The sequence below is a fragment of the Pseudoalteromonas sp. QJM3NY_22 genome (assembly GCF_056173065.1).
Window position 1 is genome coordinate 1,945,654 of record NZ_CM149655.1, and the last position, 16,556, is coordinate 1,962,209.

Sequence of the window (16,556 nt, forward strand, 5' to 3'; positions counted from 1 at the left end):
ATTTATAATGCCAGTTATTACTCTTCCAGACGGAAGTCAACGTAGTTTTGAAAACCCTGTAAGCACACTTGATGTAGCAAACGACATTGGTCCTGGTCTTGCTAAGGCAACCATTGCAGGTCGTGTTAATGGCGATCGTGTTGATGCATGTGACCTAATTAGTGAAGACTCTCGCCTTGAGATCATTACCGCTAAAGACGATGATGGCCTTGAAATCATTCGTCACTCTTGTGCTCACTTAATTGGTCATGCAGTTAAGCAACTTTTCCCAGACGCAAAAATGGCAATTGGTCCTACCATTGATAATGGCTTTTACTACGATATCGATATGGAACATTCATTATCACAAGATGATCTTGAAGCAATTGAAAAGCGTATGTTGCAACTTGCAAAAACCAACTACGACGTAGTGAAAAAAACAGTAAGCTGGCAAGAAGCACGCGATACATTTGAAGCGCGTGGCGAAACATACAAAATAGAAATTCTGGACGAAAACATCGCTAAAGATGACCGCCCAGGATTATATCATCACGAAGAATATGTAGACATGTGTCGTGGACCTCACGTTCCTAACATGAAATTTTGCCAAAACTTCAAAATAATGAAAGTGGCGGGTGCATATTGGCGTGGTGATTCAGAAAACAAAATGCTACAACGCATTTACGGCACAGCGTGGGGCGATAAAAAGCAACTTAAAGCGTATTTAAAACGCCTTGAAGAAGCTGAAAAACGCGATCACCGCCGTATTGGTAAAGCGCTTGATTTATGGCATTGGCAAGAAGAAGCGCCAGGCATGGTATTTTGGCACAACGATGGTTGGAGCATTTACCGCGAGCTTGAAGAATTTGTACGTGAAAAGTTACGCGAATATGAGTACGAAGAAGTAAAAGGTCCAATGATGATGGACCGTTCACTTTGGGAAAAATCAGGTCACTGGGAAAAATATTCAGAAGCAATGTTTACCACTGAGTCTGAAAAGCGTGAATACGCGATTAAACCAATGAACTGCCCAGGACATGTGCAGATCTTTAACCAAGGTTTAAAATCGTACCGTGATTTACCACTTCGTATGGCTGAATTTGGTTGTTGTCATCGTAATGAACCATCAGGTGCACTACACGGTTTAATGCGTGTACGTGGCTTTACACAAGATGATGCTCACATTTTCTGTACCGAAGAGCAGATAATGGACGAAGTTTCAGCGTGTATTAAGATGGTTTATGATACATATGAAACATTCGGATTTGAGAAGATTGTCGTTAAGCTATCTACTCGCCCAGAACAACGCATTGGTGAAGACCATATGTGGGATAAAGCAGAGCTTGCTTTAGCCGAAGCACTTAAGCTAAACGATATTGAATTTGATTATCTTCCGGGTGAAGGCGCGTTTTATGGTCCAAAGATTGAATTTACTTTATACGATTGTTTAGACAGAGCGTGGCAGTGTGGTACAGTGCAATTAGACTTTGCATTACCGGGTCGTTTAGGCGCTACTTATGTAGCAGAAAATAACGAACGTCGTACACCTGTAATGATACATCGTGCTATTTTAGGTTCTATTGAACGCTTTATTGGCATTTTAACTGAAGAGTACGCTGGTTTATTCCCGACGTGGCTTGCGCCAAAGCAAGTGGTAATTATGAATATTACCGATAAACAGGCTCCTTATGTTAAAGAAGTTGTACAAAAATTAAATAAACTTGGAATTAGAGCCGCTGCTGACTTGAGAAATGAGAAGATTGGCTTTAAAATCCGTGAGCATACACTGAAGCGTATTCCATACTTGCTTGTTGTTGGCGATAAAGAAGTTGAACAACAAGAAGTAGCAGTGCGTACTCGCACAGGTGAAGACCTAGGCAAATTTAATGTCGATGATTTTGTAGCTAAAATTAGCGAAGAAATTAAAAATCGACAGTAAAAATCGAGCGTGTAAGGCATTAACAAACAGCCAATTACACGCTTATATTATTGATATTCTTGGAGGAACGTACTATTAGAGGCGGCAAGAAAGGGCAACAAACAGCTCAAAAAAATCGTATTAACGAAGAAATTACAGCGCAAGAAGTTCGTTTAATTGACATTGAAGGCGAACAAGCTGGAATTCAGTCATTACAAGACGCGCAAACTATGGCCGATGCAGCGGGTGTTGATCTTGTTGAGATCAGTCCAAACGCTGAGCCGCCTGTTTGTAGAATCATGGATTACGGTAAGTTCATCTTTGAAAAAAGCAAAGAACTAAAAGAGCAGAAGAAGAAGCAAAAGCAAATCCAGATAAAAGAAATCAAATTCCGTCCTGGTACGGATGAAGGTGATTATCAGGTTAAGCTTCGCAACTTACGTAAGTTCTTAGAAGCTGGCGATAAAGCTAAGATTACTATCCGCTTCCGTGGTCGTGAAATGGCTCACCAAGAAATTGGTATAGAATTATTAAACCGTATCAAAGCCGATTTAGAAGAACTTGCAGTAGTTGAGTCTTTCCCAAATCGTGTTGAAGGTCGCCAAATGGTTATGATGATGGCGCCTGTTGCTAAAAAATAATTTTTAAGCGATAATACGCACCGAAATTAGCTCAGGTCTGCAAGTAATATGCGAATATTCACCTGAGTTAACCGGTATTAAAGTAAGATTGCGGCATTTATGCTGGGTCTTCACCGGAACATGGCAGTAAGTTAGGCCTAAAAGTGGAGCTATAGAAATATATCTCACGCCTGCTTACTAATTTAAAAGCAATACAATTTGGAGTTATTGCAATGGCTTATAAGCTAAAAAGTCACAGTGGCGCTGCTAAGCGTTTCAAAAAGACTGCTTCTGGCGGTTTCAAGCGTAAACAAGCGCATCTTCGTCATATTCTGACTAAGAAAACTTCTAAGCGTAAGTTACACCTACGTCCTAAGATGATGGTTCATAAAAATGACCATGGTCTAGTTTCACGTATGTTACCGTTCGCTTAATAGGGGTTTTTAGAAATGGCAAGAGTTAAACGCGGCGTTGTCGCACGTGCACGTCACAAAAAAGTTTTAAAACAAGCAAAAGGTTACTACGGAGCACGTTCACGTGTTTACCGCGTAGCTTTCCAGGCTGTTACTAAAGCGGGTCAATACGCTTACCGTGACCGTCGTGCGAAGAAACGTACTTTCCGTCAATTATGGATTGCACGTATCAATGCTGCTTCACGTCAAAATGGTCTGTCTTACAGCCGTTTTATCAATGGTCTTAAAAAGACTTCTGTAGAAATCGATCGTAAGATCCTTGCAGATATCGCTGTTTACGACCAAGTTGCATTCGCAGCGCTTGTAGAAAAAGCAAAAGAAGGCCTAGCCGCTTAAGCTTTTTTGTATAAGTATTAAAGAGGAGCCTATGGCTCCTTTTTTTGTGCCTGCTATTTAGTAGTTTTATTTCAATTTCAATTACAAATACCTATCCGTAATAATATTTGCTCAAGTTGGGAGATTAAACCAGCCTGCATAAATCTTTGAGTAATTTAACTAATTATACCAATCCGCAATAATACCTAATCAGTTTAAGGGATTAAATTTTACGTTAACTGCGTTAAAATATTTCTTATATAGAACAACTGTATAACGAAATTTTTGCCTAGCTCTAGCGTAATTTTCTTAATGTTATATAGACCTATATATGAGCAGATTGTTATTAAACCTAGCGTTAACGGCGCTAAAAATTCTGATTCAGTTCAACAATGAAGAAGAGTTTGAACCAGTTGTTTTTTTTAAAACTTTATACCGATTGTTCGTTAGCGTAATAAAGCCTTAAATTTCAAACATAAGTGAGTCATATGCTATTGGCTGCTTTTTTTTGTTGAATCACCGCAGTTTTCTCATTATAAAAAATTAAGTTGATATAATTTATATAATTAAGGCGTTTGTTAGAGAATTTTATGTTTGCAAGTTTACTCGTTTTATCTGCAAGTGTGGCGTATGACGCACATTTACCTCCACTCATTGAGTGGCAGGGAAAAAGTGTAGAGCTTTTACAAAAACAGGGCCCATTAACAACCGATTTTGAGTTGTCTAACGGTGAGATATCGCCTAATTATTCAGATACTATGGCATTTGTTGATAGGCTCGTTGCAGCAAACCCTACTCAGTTTCAATCTCAAACTATTGGCTACAGTAACAGCAAACGTGCAATTAAGATGTTGATAGCGAGCGAGCAAGGTTTTTTTGAATCAGGACAAATGGCTAATAGCACTAAGCCGACTATTTTTATTCAAGCGGGAATACATTCTGGAGAGATAGACGGTAAAGATGCCATGTTTATGCTGCTCAGAGACATAGCCACGGGTAAGCGTCGTGACATTTTAAAAAAGGTAAATATATTATTTATTCCTATTTTAAATGTAGATGGACACGAACGTAGCAGTGCATTCAATCGTATCAATCAGCGAGGCCCTACAAAAATGGGCTTTAGAACAAATGCTAATAACCTTAATTTAAATCGTGATTTCACTAAATTAGATACCCCTGAAGTTAGATGCGTTTTAAAGGTTATTAACGACTACAACCCAAATTTATACATTGATGTACACGTAACCGATGGCGCAGATTACCAGTACGATGTGACTTATGGTTACAATCCAGTATTTTCGAGCGAATCGCCTGCGGTATCTGATGCTTTAAATCAATTTTTTAAACCCCTAATAGATGAGACGCTAGCTAAACAAGGACATACGCCAGGGCCACTTGTTTTTGTTATGGATAAGCGAGATTTTAAAAAAGGGTTAGCGGGGTGGGTTGCTACGCCGCGTTTTTCAAATGGTTGGGGTGATTTAAAGTCATTACCGACTATTTTAGTAGAAAATCATTCATTAAAGCCATACAAACAACGTGTTTTAGGAACTTACGTATTTTTAGATGGTGCTATTAATGCACTATCTAAACATGGTCATGAGTTAGCTAATGCAGTTAAAAAAGAACAAGAATTTGTTCCTAAACAGTTAATAGTCAAGCGTGGCTATGCCAAGCAGGCTGATACGATTGCACAATTTAAAGGTATTGAATATTCATCAAGCATGAATGCGCTCTCGGGCCAAAATGAAGTTAAGTATTTAGGTAAAGCACATACATATACTGACTTACCTATTTATTGGCAAAAAGATGTACAGCATACAGTTGAAGTACCCAAAGCGTTCTTTATTCCGCCTGTATACATTGATATTATAGAAAAGTTGAAACTACACGGTGTCTCTATTAATAAGCTGGAAGGTGAAAATACACAGCCTTTAAAAGTAGCAAAGGTGGCAGAGTATACGTTTGACAAAGCGCCATTTGAAGGTCGTTTTAGAGTATCAGCGAGCTTTGATTATATCACTGCAATTAATGTTGATTTAGATGGTTGGTACCAAGTAACAACTCAACAAAAAGCAGGTGAGCTTGCAGTGCATTTATTACATCCTGAAGCGCCAGACTCATTTTTTGCTTGGGGGGAATTTAATACAATTTTTCAGCGAACAGAATACATGGAAAATTATGCGCTCATCCCATATGCTCGTCAAATGCTAAAAGATAATCCGAAACTTGCACTCGCGTTTGATAAAAAAATCAATGACGATAAGACGTTTGCTCAAGATGCGGATGCGCGTTTGAATTGGCTATATGAGCAAAGTCCGTTTTACGACCAAGCTTATTTAAAATATCCGATACTCATGTCGTTTGAAGAGAAGGTTGCTATACCGGATCAAAAGAATAAAGAAATATAATACGCCCTAGGGCGTGCAATACACAAATACTTGTAGGGCATAATAGGTGTGTTATGAAAATACTAGCTCATTTATAATTGGCTAGTATGGTTGACCTTTTACTTTGATGATTGAAATAACATATAAGTATAAAAGATAAAAATAAGCAGACTGTTTTTTAAAATAGCTGTATAATTTAACCAGTTTATTTGATAAATAAGAAATAAAATGTCTCTAAATCACGTAGATCGCCAAATTTTGGCACTTTTACAACAAGATGCCAGTTTATCAACAGCTGAAATTGCTGATAAAGTCGGCTTGTCACAATCACCTTGCTGGCGACGCATCGCTAAACTTGAGCAAGATGGATACATAAAAAGCAAAGTAGCTCTTTTAGATGAGAAAAAACTAGGCTTTGATATGCTTGTATATGCACATGTGCGGTTATCAAATCATGGTAAGAAAAACCTTGCTGAGTTTGAAAAGCTGATTATGAGCTACGACCAAGTGACTGAGTGTTACACTATGGCTGGAACAATGGACTTCATGCTACGTATTATTTCACAAGGCATTGAAGGCTATGAGCACTTTGTCCGTGATAATTTATTAAGCTTAGAATACGTACAAGAAGTACATTCTAATGTAACAATGACATGTGTAAAACGTAGTACTTCTCTTCCTTTATAAAAGCACTTTCTTTTTAAAGCTAAACTGCTTTAGTTTAGCTTAACCACACAATGACAATTGTTAACTGAGCGCTGATTTGATAGAATTTAGCGCTTTTTTTATACCCATTATACCATTTGAGGAACTCAATGTTTAACTTACTCAGTAGGGCGCCAAGCTCTGCTAAAAACGATATACTGTCTGGATTGACTGTGGCGTTAGCCTTAGTTCCAGAAGCTGTTGCGTTTGCCTTTGTAGCAAATGTAGAACCTTTAGTTGGTCTATATGCCGCGTTTATCGTTGGTTTAATTACGGCAATATTTGGTGGCCGTCCTGGTATGATTTCAGGTGCAACCGGTGCCTTAGCTGTTGTTATGGTAAGTTTAGTACTTGATCATGGTGTAGAGTACCTATTTGCTACCGTACTCCTAATGGGGATATTGCAAATACTAGCGGGGATATTTAAGCTCGGAAAGTTTATCCGTATGGTGCCTCATCCGGTAATGCTGGGTTTTGTAAATGGTTTAGCAATTGTTATATTTTTAGCCCAGCTAGGGCAATTTAAAGTGCCTGACGGTATGGGCGGGCAAGAGTGGATGACAGGCAGTCCATTGTTTATCATGCTGGGATTAGTGGCATTGACAATGGCAATAATTCACTTTTTACCAAAACTAACTACAGCGGTTCCTTCGTCATTAGTTGCCATAGTAACAGTGACAGGATTAGTGATTGGTTTTGATTTAGAAGCGCATACCGTGCTTGATTTCTTAAAAGGAATGACGGGCGACGAAGCGGCAACAATAGCCGGCGGTTTACCAGAATTTCATATTCCTATGGTGCCTTTTAACTTTGAAACACTGCAAATTATTTTTCCGTATGCACTTATTTTAGCAGCTATTGGGTTAATTGAATCGTTATTAACGCTTAGTTTAATTGACGAAATAACAGAAACACGCGGCCACAGCAACAAAGAATGTATAGGTCAAGGCGCTGCAAATATTACCTGTGGTATGTTTGGTGCAATGGGGGGCTGTGCAATGATTGGCCAGTCTATGATAAATATAAATTCAGGTGGGCGCTCTCGTTTATCAGGGATAAGTGCTGCGCTTATGTTACTTGGTTTTATTATTTTTGCCTCAAGCCTAATTGAAATGATCCCATTAGCTGCACTTGTTGGTGTAATGTTTATGGTTGTACTGGGTACATTTGAATGGGCAAGCTTTAAAATGATGAAGCGTGTACCATTATCGGATGCGTTTGTAATTGTGCTTGTATCAGGTGTCACGGTTATTACCGATTTAGCAATTGCGGTGTGTGTAGGTGTTATCGTCTCAGCACTTGTATTTGCTTGGCAACATGCTAAACAAATATATACAACTAACTACATTGATGAAGAAGGCGCTAAAGTCTACGAGCTACATGGTCCGTTATTCTTTGGTTCGGTTAAAAACTTTTCTGAGTTGTTTGACGTAAAAAATGATCCTAAAAATGTGATTGTTGAATTTAAACATAGCCGAGTATCGGATCACAGTGCAATAGAAGCAATTGATACGCTTGCTGAAAAATATACAAAAGCCGGTAAACAACTTCACTTGCGTCACTTAAGTAAAGACTGTACTCAGTTATTACATAAAGCTCGCGATTTGGTTGAAGTGAATGTGATTGAAGATCCAACTTATAAAGTTGCTTCAGACAAGCTTGCATAATTACTTATTCAATAAATAGCATTAAAAAAGCGAAAGGTTACGGCCTTTCGCTTTTTTATTATCAGCGGTGCTGAACTTTGCGTTAAGGCTCTTAAAAACTAAGACAGTTGGCAGTGCTAAACATTCTTATAAATCGATATAATGTGTAAATATAATTATTATTAAAAGTTAATTTTACGCTGTTTTTTATTATCAAAATAAGAAAATATCAGGCCAAGCGAAAAGTTGATTTTATATAATTAGGCTTTAACACTGTGGAGTAAAAGTAAATTTTGAACTGGCAATCGTTAGTTGATAACCGACAACGCTTTTTTTGGCTTTTGCAAATTGCAGGCTGGATTGGTTATGCACTGGTAAATTACATCGGCTCCAAAGTATTTGAAATGCGTGATATTTACGTGTTTGTTATTTTACTCAATGCTTATGCCGGCTGTTTAATGACAGTGCCACTTCGTTATATCTATCGCACAATATGGAACGCCTCCCCTTGGGTGCTTATGTTGGTGGTATTTGGTGCCTCTTACATAACCGGTACTTTGTGGGCGGTGGTTCAAAAGTTCAATCTATGGGAAATTTACCGACACGGATATAGGCCTGAAGAGTGGTTTTATTACTTACAACAGGGTTTAGATTCAGTTTATATTATACTGTGTTGGAGTGGTTTATACTTTGGCGTTAAGTATTATCAATTGCTACAAGGTGAACGGCAAAAGGCGTTAAAAGCGACTACCATGGCACATGAAGCGCAATTGAAAATGCTAAGATATCAACTAAATCCTCATTTTTTGTTTAACACGCTTAACGCAATTTCTACATTGATTTTGGTGAAAGAAAATAAAGATGCTAATTTAATGGTCTCTAAACTTAGTGACTTTTTGCGTTATACATTGAATACTGATCCCATTAAAAAAGTTCCGCTAGAGCAAGAACTTCATGCGCTTATGTTATACCTTGAAATTGAACGTGTGCGATTTGACGAACGATTAAAAGTAAACGTTGAAGTAAGCGAAGAAGCTAAGCAAGCATTATTACCGAGCTTAATTTTGCAACCTATTATAGAAAATTCAATTAAGTACGCTATTGCACACTTAACAGAAGGCGGTGTGATTGATATTAAAGCGCAAGTGTTTGCTAATGAGTTACTGTTAGAGGTTGGCGATAATGGTCCTGGAACAGAAATAAAAGATGGTCAACTCGTCAATGCCCAAGGGGTTGGTGTCGCAAACACAAAAGATAGATTAAAAACGCTCTACGAAAATAATTATTCGTTTGTATTATCACATAATACGCCAAGTGGATTAAAAGTTAATCTGCGAGTACCGTTTGAGAAGGCTGTGAAGAAATGATAAAAATAAAAACACTTATTGTTGATGACGAACCATTAGCACGTAAAGGTTTAGATGTAAGGCTTGCAGAATTTACAGACATTGAAGTAATTAAGTTATGTAGCTCTGGTGCTGATGCAATTGAAACATGTAAAAACGAAAAAATAGATTTGGTATTTTTAGATATTCAAATGCCAGGCATGAATGGGTTTGAAGTCGCACGAGCACTTAGCGAAAGTACGAAAGTATTACCTGCGATTGTGTTTGTAACTGCATTTGACCAATTTGCAGTGAAAGCGTTTGAGATTCATGCATTAGATTACATTTTAAAACCCGTTGACGATAACAGACTAAAACAGGCGGTAGAGAAAGTGCATACCTATTTAAAAACGCAGCAAGACAACGCCCATAAGAAAAAACTAGCGAGTTTTGTAGCCGGTATTACAGGTAATAATTGCGAAGAAATACTTAAGAAGTTAGCCACTGGCGATACATTGACAGACAGACGCTACCCAGAGTCGTTAGCCGTAAAAGAGCAGGGGGAAATTATTCGCGTTCCGGCAGCAACAATCCAATGGGTAGATGCAGCTGGCGATTATATGTGCCTACATTGCCAAGATGGACAAACACATATTTTACGTAAAACAATGAAAGAGCTAGAGCAAGAGCTAGATCCTCATTTGTTTGTCCGCGTTCACCGAAGTGCCATTGTTAACACAAAACAAATTAGTAAATTGGTTACACAAGTTAGTGGTGAGTACTTGTTGGTGCTTGAAAATGGACAAGAACTAAAAGTAAGCCGAAGCTACCGAGATAAAGTAAAAGCGGCATTAGCAAGTTAAAGCCAACGCTTTTATTACAGGCAAAAAAAATGCGAGCTAAGCTCGCATTTTTTATATTTAGTAATTATACAACAGTTACGATTTTCATTGTGTTAGTTGCGCCCACGGTTTCCATTGAGTCACCGTGAGTAATGATCACTGTATCGCCAGATTCTAAAGAGCCTTGAGCAACTAAAGTATCAAGTGCTGCTTTTACCATACCGTCTTTTTCAGTTTTTGTAGAATCAAAAAATACTGGGTAAACACCACGATAAAGTGCCGTTTGACCTAACGTACTTGCATGACGTGAAAGCGAGTAGATTGGTAAACCAGAGCTAATACGCGACATCAGTTTAGCCGTACTGCCAGATTCAGTTAGTGTGATGATTGCTTTAACAGAATCTAAATGGTTTGCTGCATACATAGCAGAAAGGGCAATTGATTCAGCATTATTAGAAAAGCGACTATCTAAACGATGTTTAGAAACGTGTGTTTCTTTTTGAGATTCAGCACCTAAACAAACACGTGCCATTGTAGCAACTGTTTCTTCAGGGTAATCACCAGCCGCTGTTTCAGCAGAAAGCATTACAGCATCTGTTCCATCAAGAACAGCATTTGCAACATCCATAACTTCTGCACGAGTAGGCATCGGGTTATCGATCATCGATTCCATCATTTGCGTTGCTGTTACTACAGTACGGTTTAATGAACGAGCACGACGAATAATTAGTTTTTGCTTGCCCATTAGTGCAGCATCACCAATTTCCACACCTAAATCACCACGTGCAACCATTACTGCGTCAGACGCCAAAATGATGTCATCAACGGCTTCTTGTGTTTCTACTGCTTCTGCACGTTCAATTTTAGCAAGTAATTGTGCTTTTGAACCAGCCGCTTCAGCTAGAGAGCGAACGTAGCGCATATCATCGCCACTACGAGGGAATGAAACTGCAATATAATCTACGTCGATTTCAGCTGCCGTGATTAAATCTTCTTTATCTTTTTCAGTAAATGCTGGAGCAGTTAAGCCACCACCCAAACGGTTAATACCTTTATTGTTAGATAAAACACCACCAACAGTCACGGTACAATGCACTAAATGACCAACTACTTCATCAACGCTTAACTGGATAAGGCCATCGTTTAAAAGCAATAAATCGTTAGGGCTTACATCGTTAGGTAACTCTTTATAATCGATACCTACTGAATTAACATCGCCTTCGCCTTTTTCCATTTTTGCATCTAGGGTAAATTTAGCACCTACTGCAAGTATTACTTTACCTTCTTTAAAAGTAGAAACACGAATTTTAGGACCTTGAAGGTCAGCAAGAATAGCAATGTGTTTGCCTAACCTTTTTGCAATGTCGCGTACAGCTTGTGCACGGTCTTTATGATCTTGTGCAATACCATGTGAGAAGTTTAAACGTACAACGTTGGTGCCGGCGCGAATAATTTTTTCTAAATTGTTATCTCTATCGGTAGCAGGCCCAAGGGTAGCGACTATTTTTGTGCGTCTTAGCATCAAATTCTCCTGTGTGCTTAAGATGTAAGCGGGTTAACGGTTGTTTTGTTATTTAAAATACAAATACAAAAAGGTAAAAATATTTTTAGTTATGGACAATGTTTGTATTATTGCCACTATTTTATACAAAACTATTGTGTCATCATTATGACACCGGTGTCAGAATGCGTCAATGTTCTTAAATTTTAAATAGCATTGCTTTTTGTCACCCTGAGAGCACTGATGTTTGATATAATCGCGTAGCTTATTTATCTATATTAAAAAAGCATGTTGTATTAGTTATGTGATTAGTCTTTTATGACTGTATCAGTATAATGCACACGGTATTATTTACATTCACTAACCAAATAGTTGTTACCGAGGAGGACACTAAATGCAAGTTGCATTAGTCGGGTTAGGCGTTATGGGGAAAAATCTTGCTTTAAACTTGATTGAAAAAGGGATTACGCTAGTCGCTTATGACAAAAATCCGCATGCGGGTGAAGAGTTATTAAGTTGTGCTAAATCGCAAGGTATGGCCGATAGACTGCATATTGTTTCTGATTTAAGAGACATGGTAAAGCGTTTAGAAGTACCTCGTTCAATCTTACTGCTTGTTCCTGCTGGTGAGCTAGTTGATACAGTTTGTAATGAACTGGTGGACGCGGGCGTTGATTGCAATGACATGATTGTTGATTGTGGTAACAGTAATTATAAAGACGGTATAACGCGTAAACTTAAGTACCAAAATAAATTTGAATTTGCCACTATGGGTATTTCTGGTGGTGCAGAAGGCGCTCGTCATGGCCCTGCAATGATGGCAAGTGGTTCTGAGGGTGGTTGGGAACGTATTGAACCTTGGTTTGAAAAAGTAGCTGCAAGCTATAATGGCAACTCATGCTTTGCGCGTGTAGGCCAGTCTGCGAGTGGTCATTTTGTAAAAATGGTTCACAACGGTATTGAATATGCACTGATGCAATTAATCGCTGAAGTGTACCAATTGCTTCGTTTAGGCACAGGCCGTTCACCCAAAGAAGTGGCTGCTATTTTTGATGATTGGTCAAAAGGTCAATTAAATAGTTACCTGCTTTCGATTTCTAGCCATATCTTATCCCTTGAAAATCAAAAAAATGTTCCGCTTGCGGACTTAATTGATAATAAAGTTGGCGCCAAAGGGACCGGTCTCTGGACTGCGCAAAATGCACTCGAACTTGGTATTGCTGTCCCTTCACTTGTTGCTGCTGTGCAAGCTCGTCATTTAACCAATGCATGCGATACAACTGCCGCACAAGAGATGACATATGCAACTAAATCAACCAACAACGTTGATATTGATTTAGAAGAGCTAAAAGATGCATTTACGCTTGCAAGCTTATTGGCTTATCGCCAAGGCTTAGCGCTTATAAAGGGGGCATCGCGTACACATCAATGGAAAGTTGATTTATCTAAAACATTACAAACTTGGCGCGCAGGTTGTATTATTCGCGCCGATTATTTAGATAGCGTAGCGCAAGGCGTTGAATTTATTGATTCTCTTGATAAAGAAGCTGCGGCACTTCGTAAGGTAACAGGCCAAGCAATTATGTCTGGCTTAGCGTTTCCAGTGCTTAGCTCATCGCAAACTTATTTAGCGACGTTAACTACACCAAGTAATGGGCATTTAGTACAAGCCCAGCGTGATTACTTTGGTGAACACGGTATTAAAACCCACAGTGGTGAAATGTGCCATTTAACAGATTTAGTAGAGATAGACGCTAAAGTTAGATAATAAGCAGTTGTTTAAAAGTTTAAAGGCACGCTTATTAGCGTGCCTTTTTGTTTTTAGTTGTGCGTTATTATCTGCTTAATTCACCACGTAAATTGTCTTGCATTAAATGGCGAATAGTCTCAATTTCAAGCTTTTGGCTAAATAAGTAATGCAACTTAGTTAAGCAGGCTTCTAACGTCATATCATATCCACTAATAACACCAATATTTAATAATGCGTTACCTGTTGCATACCCCCCCATGTTTACATGACCTTTTAAACATTGGGTTAAATTAACGATGACCATTCCGCGCTTACTTGCTTCACTTAGCACCGATAAAAATTCTGGATCTTGAGGTGCATTACCCACTCCAAAACTAAGTAAGACTAAGGCTTTAATATTGTCGTTTACTAAGCTTTTAACTACGTCTCGGCTAATACCTGGGTATAAATATAGCACCCCGATAGGTTGAGGCGTTATAGGCGTTACTTGCAGCTCGTTTTCAACGTAAGGGCTAAGCTGACCTTTAATAAGTTGAATACTAATACCAGATAGCGCTAAAGGTTCAAGGTTAGGCGATGCAAATGCATTAAAACCGTCAGCATGGGCTTTTGTTGCTCTATTTCCTCTAAATAGCTGGTTATTGAAAAACAAGCTTACTTCAGCAATCGGATAGTTTGCGGCTAAATACATTGCGTTAAGCAAGTTGACTTGTCCGTCTGAGCGCAATTGTGAAAGCGGAATTTGCGAGCCGGTTACAATCACAGGCTTAGTCAGATTTTCAAACATGAACGAAAGTGCAGAGGCGGTGTACGCCATTGTGTCAGTGCCGTGCAGAACAACAAAACCATCGTATTGTTGATACTTACTTTTAATATCATCAGCAATAAGTTGCCAATGAGCAGGCGACATATCAGACGAATCAATAAGAGGACAGTATTCGTGAATATCAAATAAAGGCATTTCATCACGATTAAATTCAGCGTTGTTGACCACTGTCTCAGTTAAAAAGCCTTCGGCCGGAATGTAACCACGGCTCGATTTTTTCATCCCTATAGTACCGCCAGTGTAAGCGATATAAATGCGTTTGCGTTTCATAAAAAAAGCCCAGTAAAAAAACTGGGCTTAGTATAACGTTAAGCAGCTTCAAATACAGCTGATTAGACGAAGCGATGCACTTTTATTGTGCAACTTCACACACTAGACAGCGTGCATATACACCTTGTGGATCGTTGTAATCTTTAAGGTTTTCAACTTCAGTACTTAATTGGTTAATAACGCTTTGCAAGTTAGCTTGCGTAGCGAGCACTGATGTTTTTTGTGATTGTAGGCCTAACATTGATTTAATCGACGCATTTCCAAAGATATCTTGCATCATTTTTTCTTGCGGGCTTAAATCACGCGTCATTGTTTTAACTTCGTAGTGATTTAGTTTTGCAAGAGCAGCTGCAGCATCAATTGCATCTTGTTTATTACCAAGCTTATCTACCAAGCCTAACTCTAGAGCTTGCGAAGCAATCCATACGCGCCCTTGTGCTATTTTATCAACTTGCTCTGGGGTCATATTACGTGCTTCGGCCACAACATTTAAAAAGCGGCCGTATGCTTCTTCAACACTCATTTGAATTATTTGACCCATTTTTTCGTTTAGTGGGCGAGTGATGGAAAAACCTGCCATTTCAGTTGTTGCAACACCATCTGAATAAACACCAATTTTAGACAAGGTTTTTTCAAATGTCATAAACGTACCAAACACACCAATAGAACCTGTTATTGTACTCGGCGCTGCCCAAATTTCGTTTGCTGCAGAGGCAATCCAATAACCGCCCGATGCTGCTACAGAGCTCATAGAGGCAATAACAGGCTTACCAGCAGCTTTAAGCGCTAATACTTCTGCACGAATAACTTCAGAGGCGAACATGCTACCACCACCAGAGTCGATACGAAGTACAACTGCTTTAACTTTATCATCAAGGCGTGCTTTACGAAGAAGGGCTGCAGTAGAGTCGCCACCAATTTCGCCAGCTTTACGTTCACCGTCAACAATTGTGCCCTTTGCAACAACAACGGCTACTTTTTCAGTTAGTGGATTATCAAATGCAATAGGTGGTTTAACTAAGCTTAAGTATTCACGAAATGATACTTGCTTAAATGTTTTACCATCTTCTTGTATGCCCACTAAGTCGATAAGTTGTTGGCGGATCTGTTGACTTGTTTTTAACGAATCAACCCATTGATGATCTAGTGCATATTTACCAGCGTCACCATTTGCGGCTTGCATTTTTGCTAAATACACATCCATTGTTTCGTCAAAGTTTGATTCATCAAAAGGGCGTACTGCAGCAACATCTTGTTTGTATTCGCTCCAAAGAGCGCCTAGCCAAACACGGTTAGCTTCTTTCGCTGCATCAGACATGTCATTACGGATAAAAGGTTCTACTGCCGACTTGAAAGTACCAACACGGAAAATATGCTGCGTTACTTCAAGTTTTTCAAGTGCATCTTTGAAGTAAAGTGGGTACATGCCATACCCCTCAATTGCAACGCTACCGTATGGGTGCATAGCAATTTCATCAGCATGCGATGCTATATAGTATTGCGCTTGCGTATAGTAATAGCCTGATGCTATAACTTTTTTACCTGTTTCTTTAAAGCGGTCAATGGCACTTGAAATTTGCTTAAGCTTATTCAAATGTGCTTTAGGCATTTCTTGTAAATCAAGAAGTAACACAGTAATGCGTTCATCTTTAGCCGCTTCATTAATTACTTCAACGATATCATCTAGTAAAATCTCACTTGGTACTTCTGAACCTGATGTCACATCGCTGATAGCTGCTTCAATTGGATCAATGTATGTTTTTTCTTCTACGATAGGACCATTAAGATTTAATCTTAGGACAGAACCATCTTCAATAATTATCTTATCGTCATCGCTTGATATACCCGCAATAAAAACAATTACAAGTAATAAAAACAAAATGTTAAGTACTAATCGACGAGAAAAGTTAATCCCAGCCCAAATACCTTTAAATATTTTTGCTATCAAAATAGCTCCTTAATTTGGTACAGCTAATACGTTTGTTCCATCTTATCC

13 protein-coding genes are annotated in these 16,556 nt (G+C 38.7%); 10 read left to right on the forward strand and 3 right to left on the reverse strand.

The window, feature by feature from the left end:
* Nucleotides 1-7 precede the first annotated feature (7 nt).
* From thrS to AC0VZ4_RS08695, 9 genes are all read left to right on the forward strand, one after another.
* On the forward strand, nt 8-1,918 hold the full coding sequence (thrS, locus tag AC0VZ4_RS08655) for a threonine--tRNA ligase (protein ID WP_007582683.1): 1,911 nt from the start codon (nt 8-10) through the stop codon (nt 1,916-1,918).
* Between the two features lie 59 nt (nt 1,919-1,977).
* Nucleotides 1,978-2,538, forward strand: coding sequence for a translation initiation factor IF-3 (gene infC / locus AC0VZ4_RS08660; protein ID WP_002960714.1), 561 nt, complete (start codon nt 1,978-1,980; stop codon nt 2,536-2,538).
* A 212-nt stretch (nt 2,539-2,750) separates the two neighbouring features.
* Nucleotides 2,751-2,951 carry a 50S ribosomal protein L35 gene (rpmI, locus tag AC0VZ4_RS08665; RefSeq protein WP_002960713.1) on the forward strand — a complete coding sequence of 67 codons (201 nt, stop codon included), beginning with the start codon at nt 2,751-2,753 and terminating at the stop codon, nt 2,949-2,951.
* 15 nt (nt 2,952-2,966) lie between these two features.
* Nucleotides 2,967-3,326, forward strand: coding sequence for a 50S ribosomal protein L20 (gene rplT, locus AC0VZ4_RS08670; protein WP_002960711.1), 360 nt, complete (start codon nt 2,967-2,969; stop codon nt 3,324-3,326).
* A gap of 569 nt (nt 3,327-3,895) precedes the next feature.
* Nucleotides 3,896-5,716: a M14 family metallopeptidase gene (locus AC0VZ4_RS08675; protein ID WP_475441470.1), complete on the forward strand. Its 1,821-nt coding sequence runs from the start codon at nt 3,896-3,898 to the stop codon at nt 5,714-5,716.
* Between the two features lie 207 nt (nt 5,717-5,923).
* Nucleotides 5,924-6,382: an Lrp/AsnC family transcriptional regulator gene (locus AC0VZ4_RS08680; protein WP_007375323.1), complete on the forward strand. Its 459-nt coding sequence runs from the start codon at nt 5,924-5,926 to the stop codon at nt 6,380-6,382.
* 128 nt (nt 6,383-6,510) lie between these two features.
* Nucleotides 6,511-8,067 (forward strand): SulP family inorganic anion transporter, encoded by a 1,557-nt coding sequence (locus tag AC0VZ4_RS08685; protein WP_008133998.1) that lies wholly within the window; start codon nt 6,511-6,513, stop codon nt 8,065-8,067.
* A gap of 272 nt (nt 8,068-8,339) precedes the next feature.
* Entirely contained in the window at nt 8,340-9,413 is a 1,074-nt protein-coding gene (locus AC0VZ4_RS08690) for a sensor histidine kinase (protein ID WP_007379106.1), read from the forward strand.
* Complete coding sequence (locus AC0VZ4_RS08695; RefSeq protein ID WP_007379105.1) at nt 9,410-10,234, forward strand: LytR/AlgR family response regulator transcription factor; 825 nt, start codon at nt 9,410-9,412, stop codon at nt 10,232-10,234. The genes AC0VZ4_RS08690 and AC0VZ4_RS08695 overlap by 4 nt, the downstream gene beginning before the upstream one ends.
* Before the next feature lie 64 nt (nt 10,235-10,298).
* Here AC0VZ4_RS08695 and pyk read toward each other — a convergent pair whose 3' ends face one another.
* A complete protein-coding gene (gene pyk / locus AC0VZ4_RS08700; RefSeq protein ID WP_475441471.1) occupies nt 10,299-11,735 on the reverse strand; it encodes a pyruvate kinase in 1,437 nt (478 codons plus the stop codon).
* Between the two features lie 373 nt (nt 11,736-12,108).
* Here pyk and gndA point away from each other — a divergent pair, with 373 nt between their 5' ends.
* Complete coding sequence (gene gndA, locus AC0VZ4_RS08705) at nt 12,109-13,482, forward strand: NADP-dependent phosphogluconate dehydrogenase (protein WP_475441472.1); 1,374 nt, start codon at nt 12,109-12,111, stop codon at nt 13,480-13,482.
* Nucleotides 13,483-13,549: 67 nt separating this feature from the next.
* On the opposite strand, the gene ansA is transcribed toward gndA, so the two are convergent.
* Both ansA and sppA read right to left on the reverse strand, forming a co-directional pair.
* Nucleotides 13,550-14,560 carry an asparaginase gene (gene ansA, locus AC0VZ4_RS08710; RefSeq protein WP_007378053.1) on the reverse strand — a complete coding sequence of 337 codons (1,011 nt, stop codon included), beginning with the start codon at nt 14,558-14,560 and terminating at the stop codon, nt 13,550-13,552.
* An 82-nt stretch (nt 14,561-14,642) separates the two neighbouring features.
* Complete coding sequence (sppA, locus tag AC0VZ4_RS08715) at nt 14,643-16,508, reverse strand: signal peptide peptidase SppA (protein ID WP_475441473.1); 1,866 nt, start codon at nt 16,506-16,508, stop codon at nt 14,643-14,645.
* Nucleotides 16,509-16,556 lie beyond the last annotated feature (48 nt).

What these genes read in the sequence shown, in the direction of transcription:
- gndA (WP_475441472.1), top strand. Translation starts at nt 12,109, where the DNA reads ATGCAAGTTGCATTAGTCGGGTTAGGCGTTATGGGGAAAAATCTTGCT.
- rpmI (WP_002960713.1), top strand. Translation starts at nt 2,751, where the DNA reads ATGGCTTATAAGCTAAAAAGTCACAGTGGCGCTGCTAAGCGTTTCAAA.
- pyk (WP_475441471.1), bottom strand. Translation starts at nt 11,735, where the DNA reads ATGCTAAGACGCACAAAAATAGTCGCTACCCTTGGGCCTGCTACCGAT.
- AC0VZ4_RS08695 (WP_007379105.1), top strand. Translation starts at nt 9,410, where the DNA reads ATGATAAAAATAAAAACACTTATTGTTGATGACGAACCATTAGCACGT.
- AC0VZ4_RS08675 (WP_475441470.1), top strand. Translation starts at nt 3,896, where the DNA reads ATGTTTGCAAGTTTACTCGTTTTATCTGCAAGTGTGGCGTATGACGCA.
- AC0VZ4_RS08680 (WP_007375323.1), top strand. Translation starts at nt 5,924, where the DNA reads ATGTCTCTAAATCACGTAGATCGCCAAATTTTGGCACTTTTACAACAA.
- thrS (WP_007582683.1), top strand. Translation starts at nt 8, where the DNA reads ATGCCAGTTATTACTCTTCCAGACGGAAGTCAACGTAGTTTTGAAAAC.
- rplT (WP_002960711.1), top strand. Translation starts at nt 2,967, where the DNA reads ATGGCAAGAGTTAAACGCGGCGTTGTCGCACGTGCACGTCACAAAAAA.
- ansA (WP_007378053.1), bottom strand. Translation starts at nt 14,560, where the DNA reads ATGAAACGCAAACGCATTTATATCGCTTACACTGGCGGTACTATAGGG.
- AC0VZ4_RS08685 (WP_008133998.1), top strand. Translation starts at nt 6,511, where the DNA reads ATGTTTAACTTACTCAGTAGGGCGCCAAGCTCTGCTAAAAACGATATA.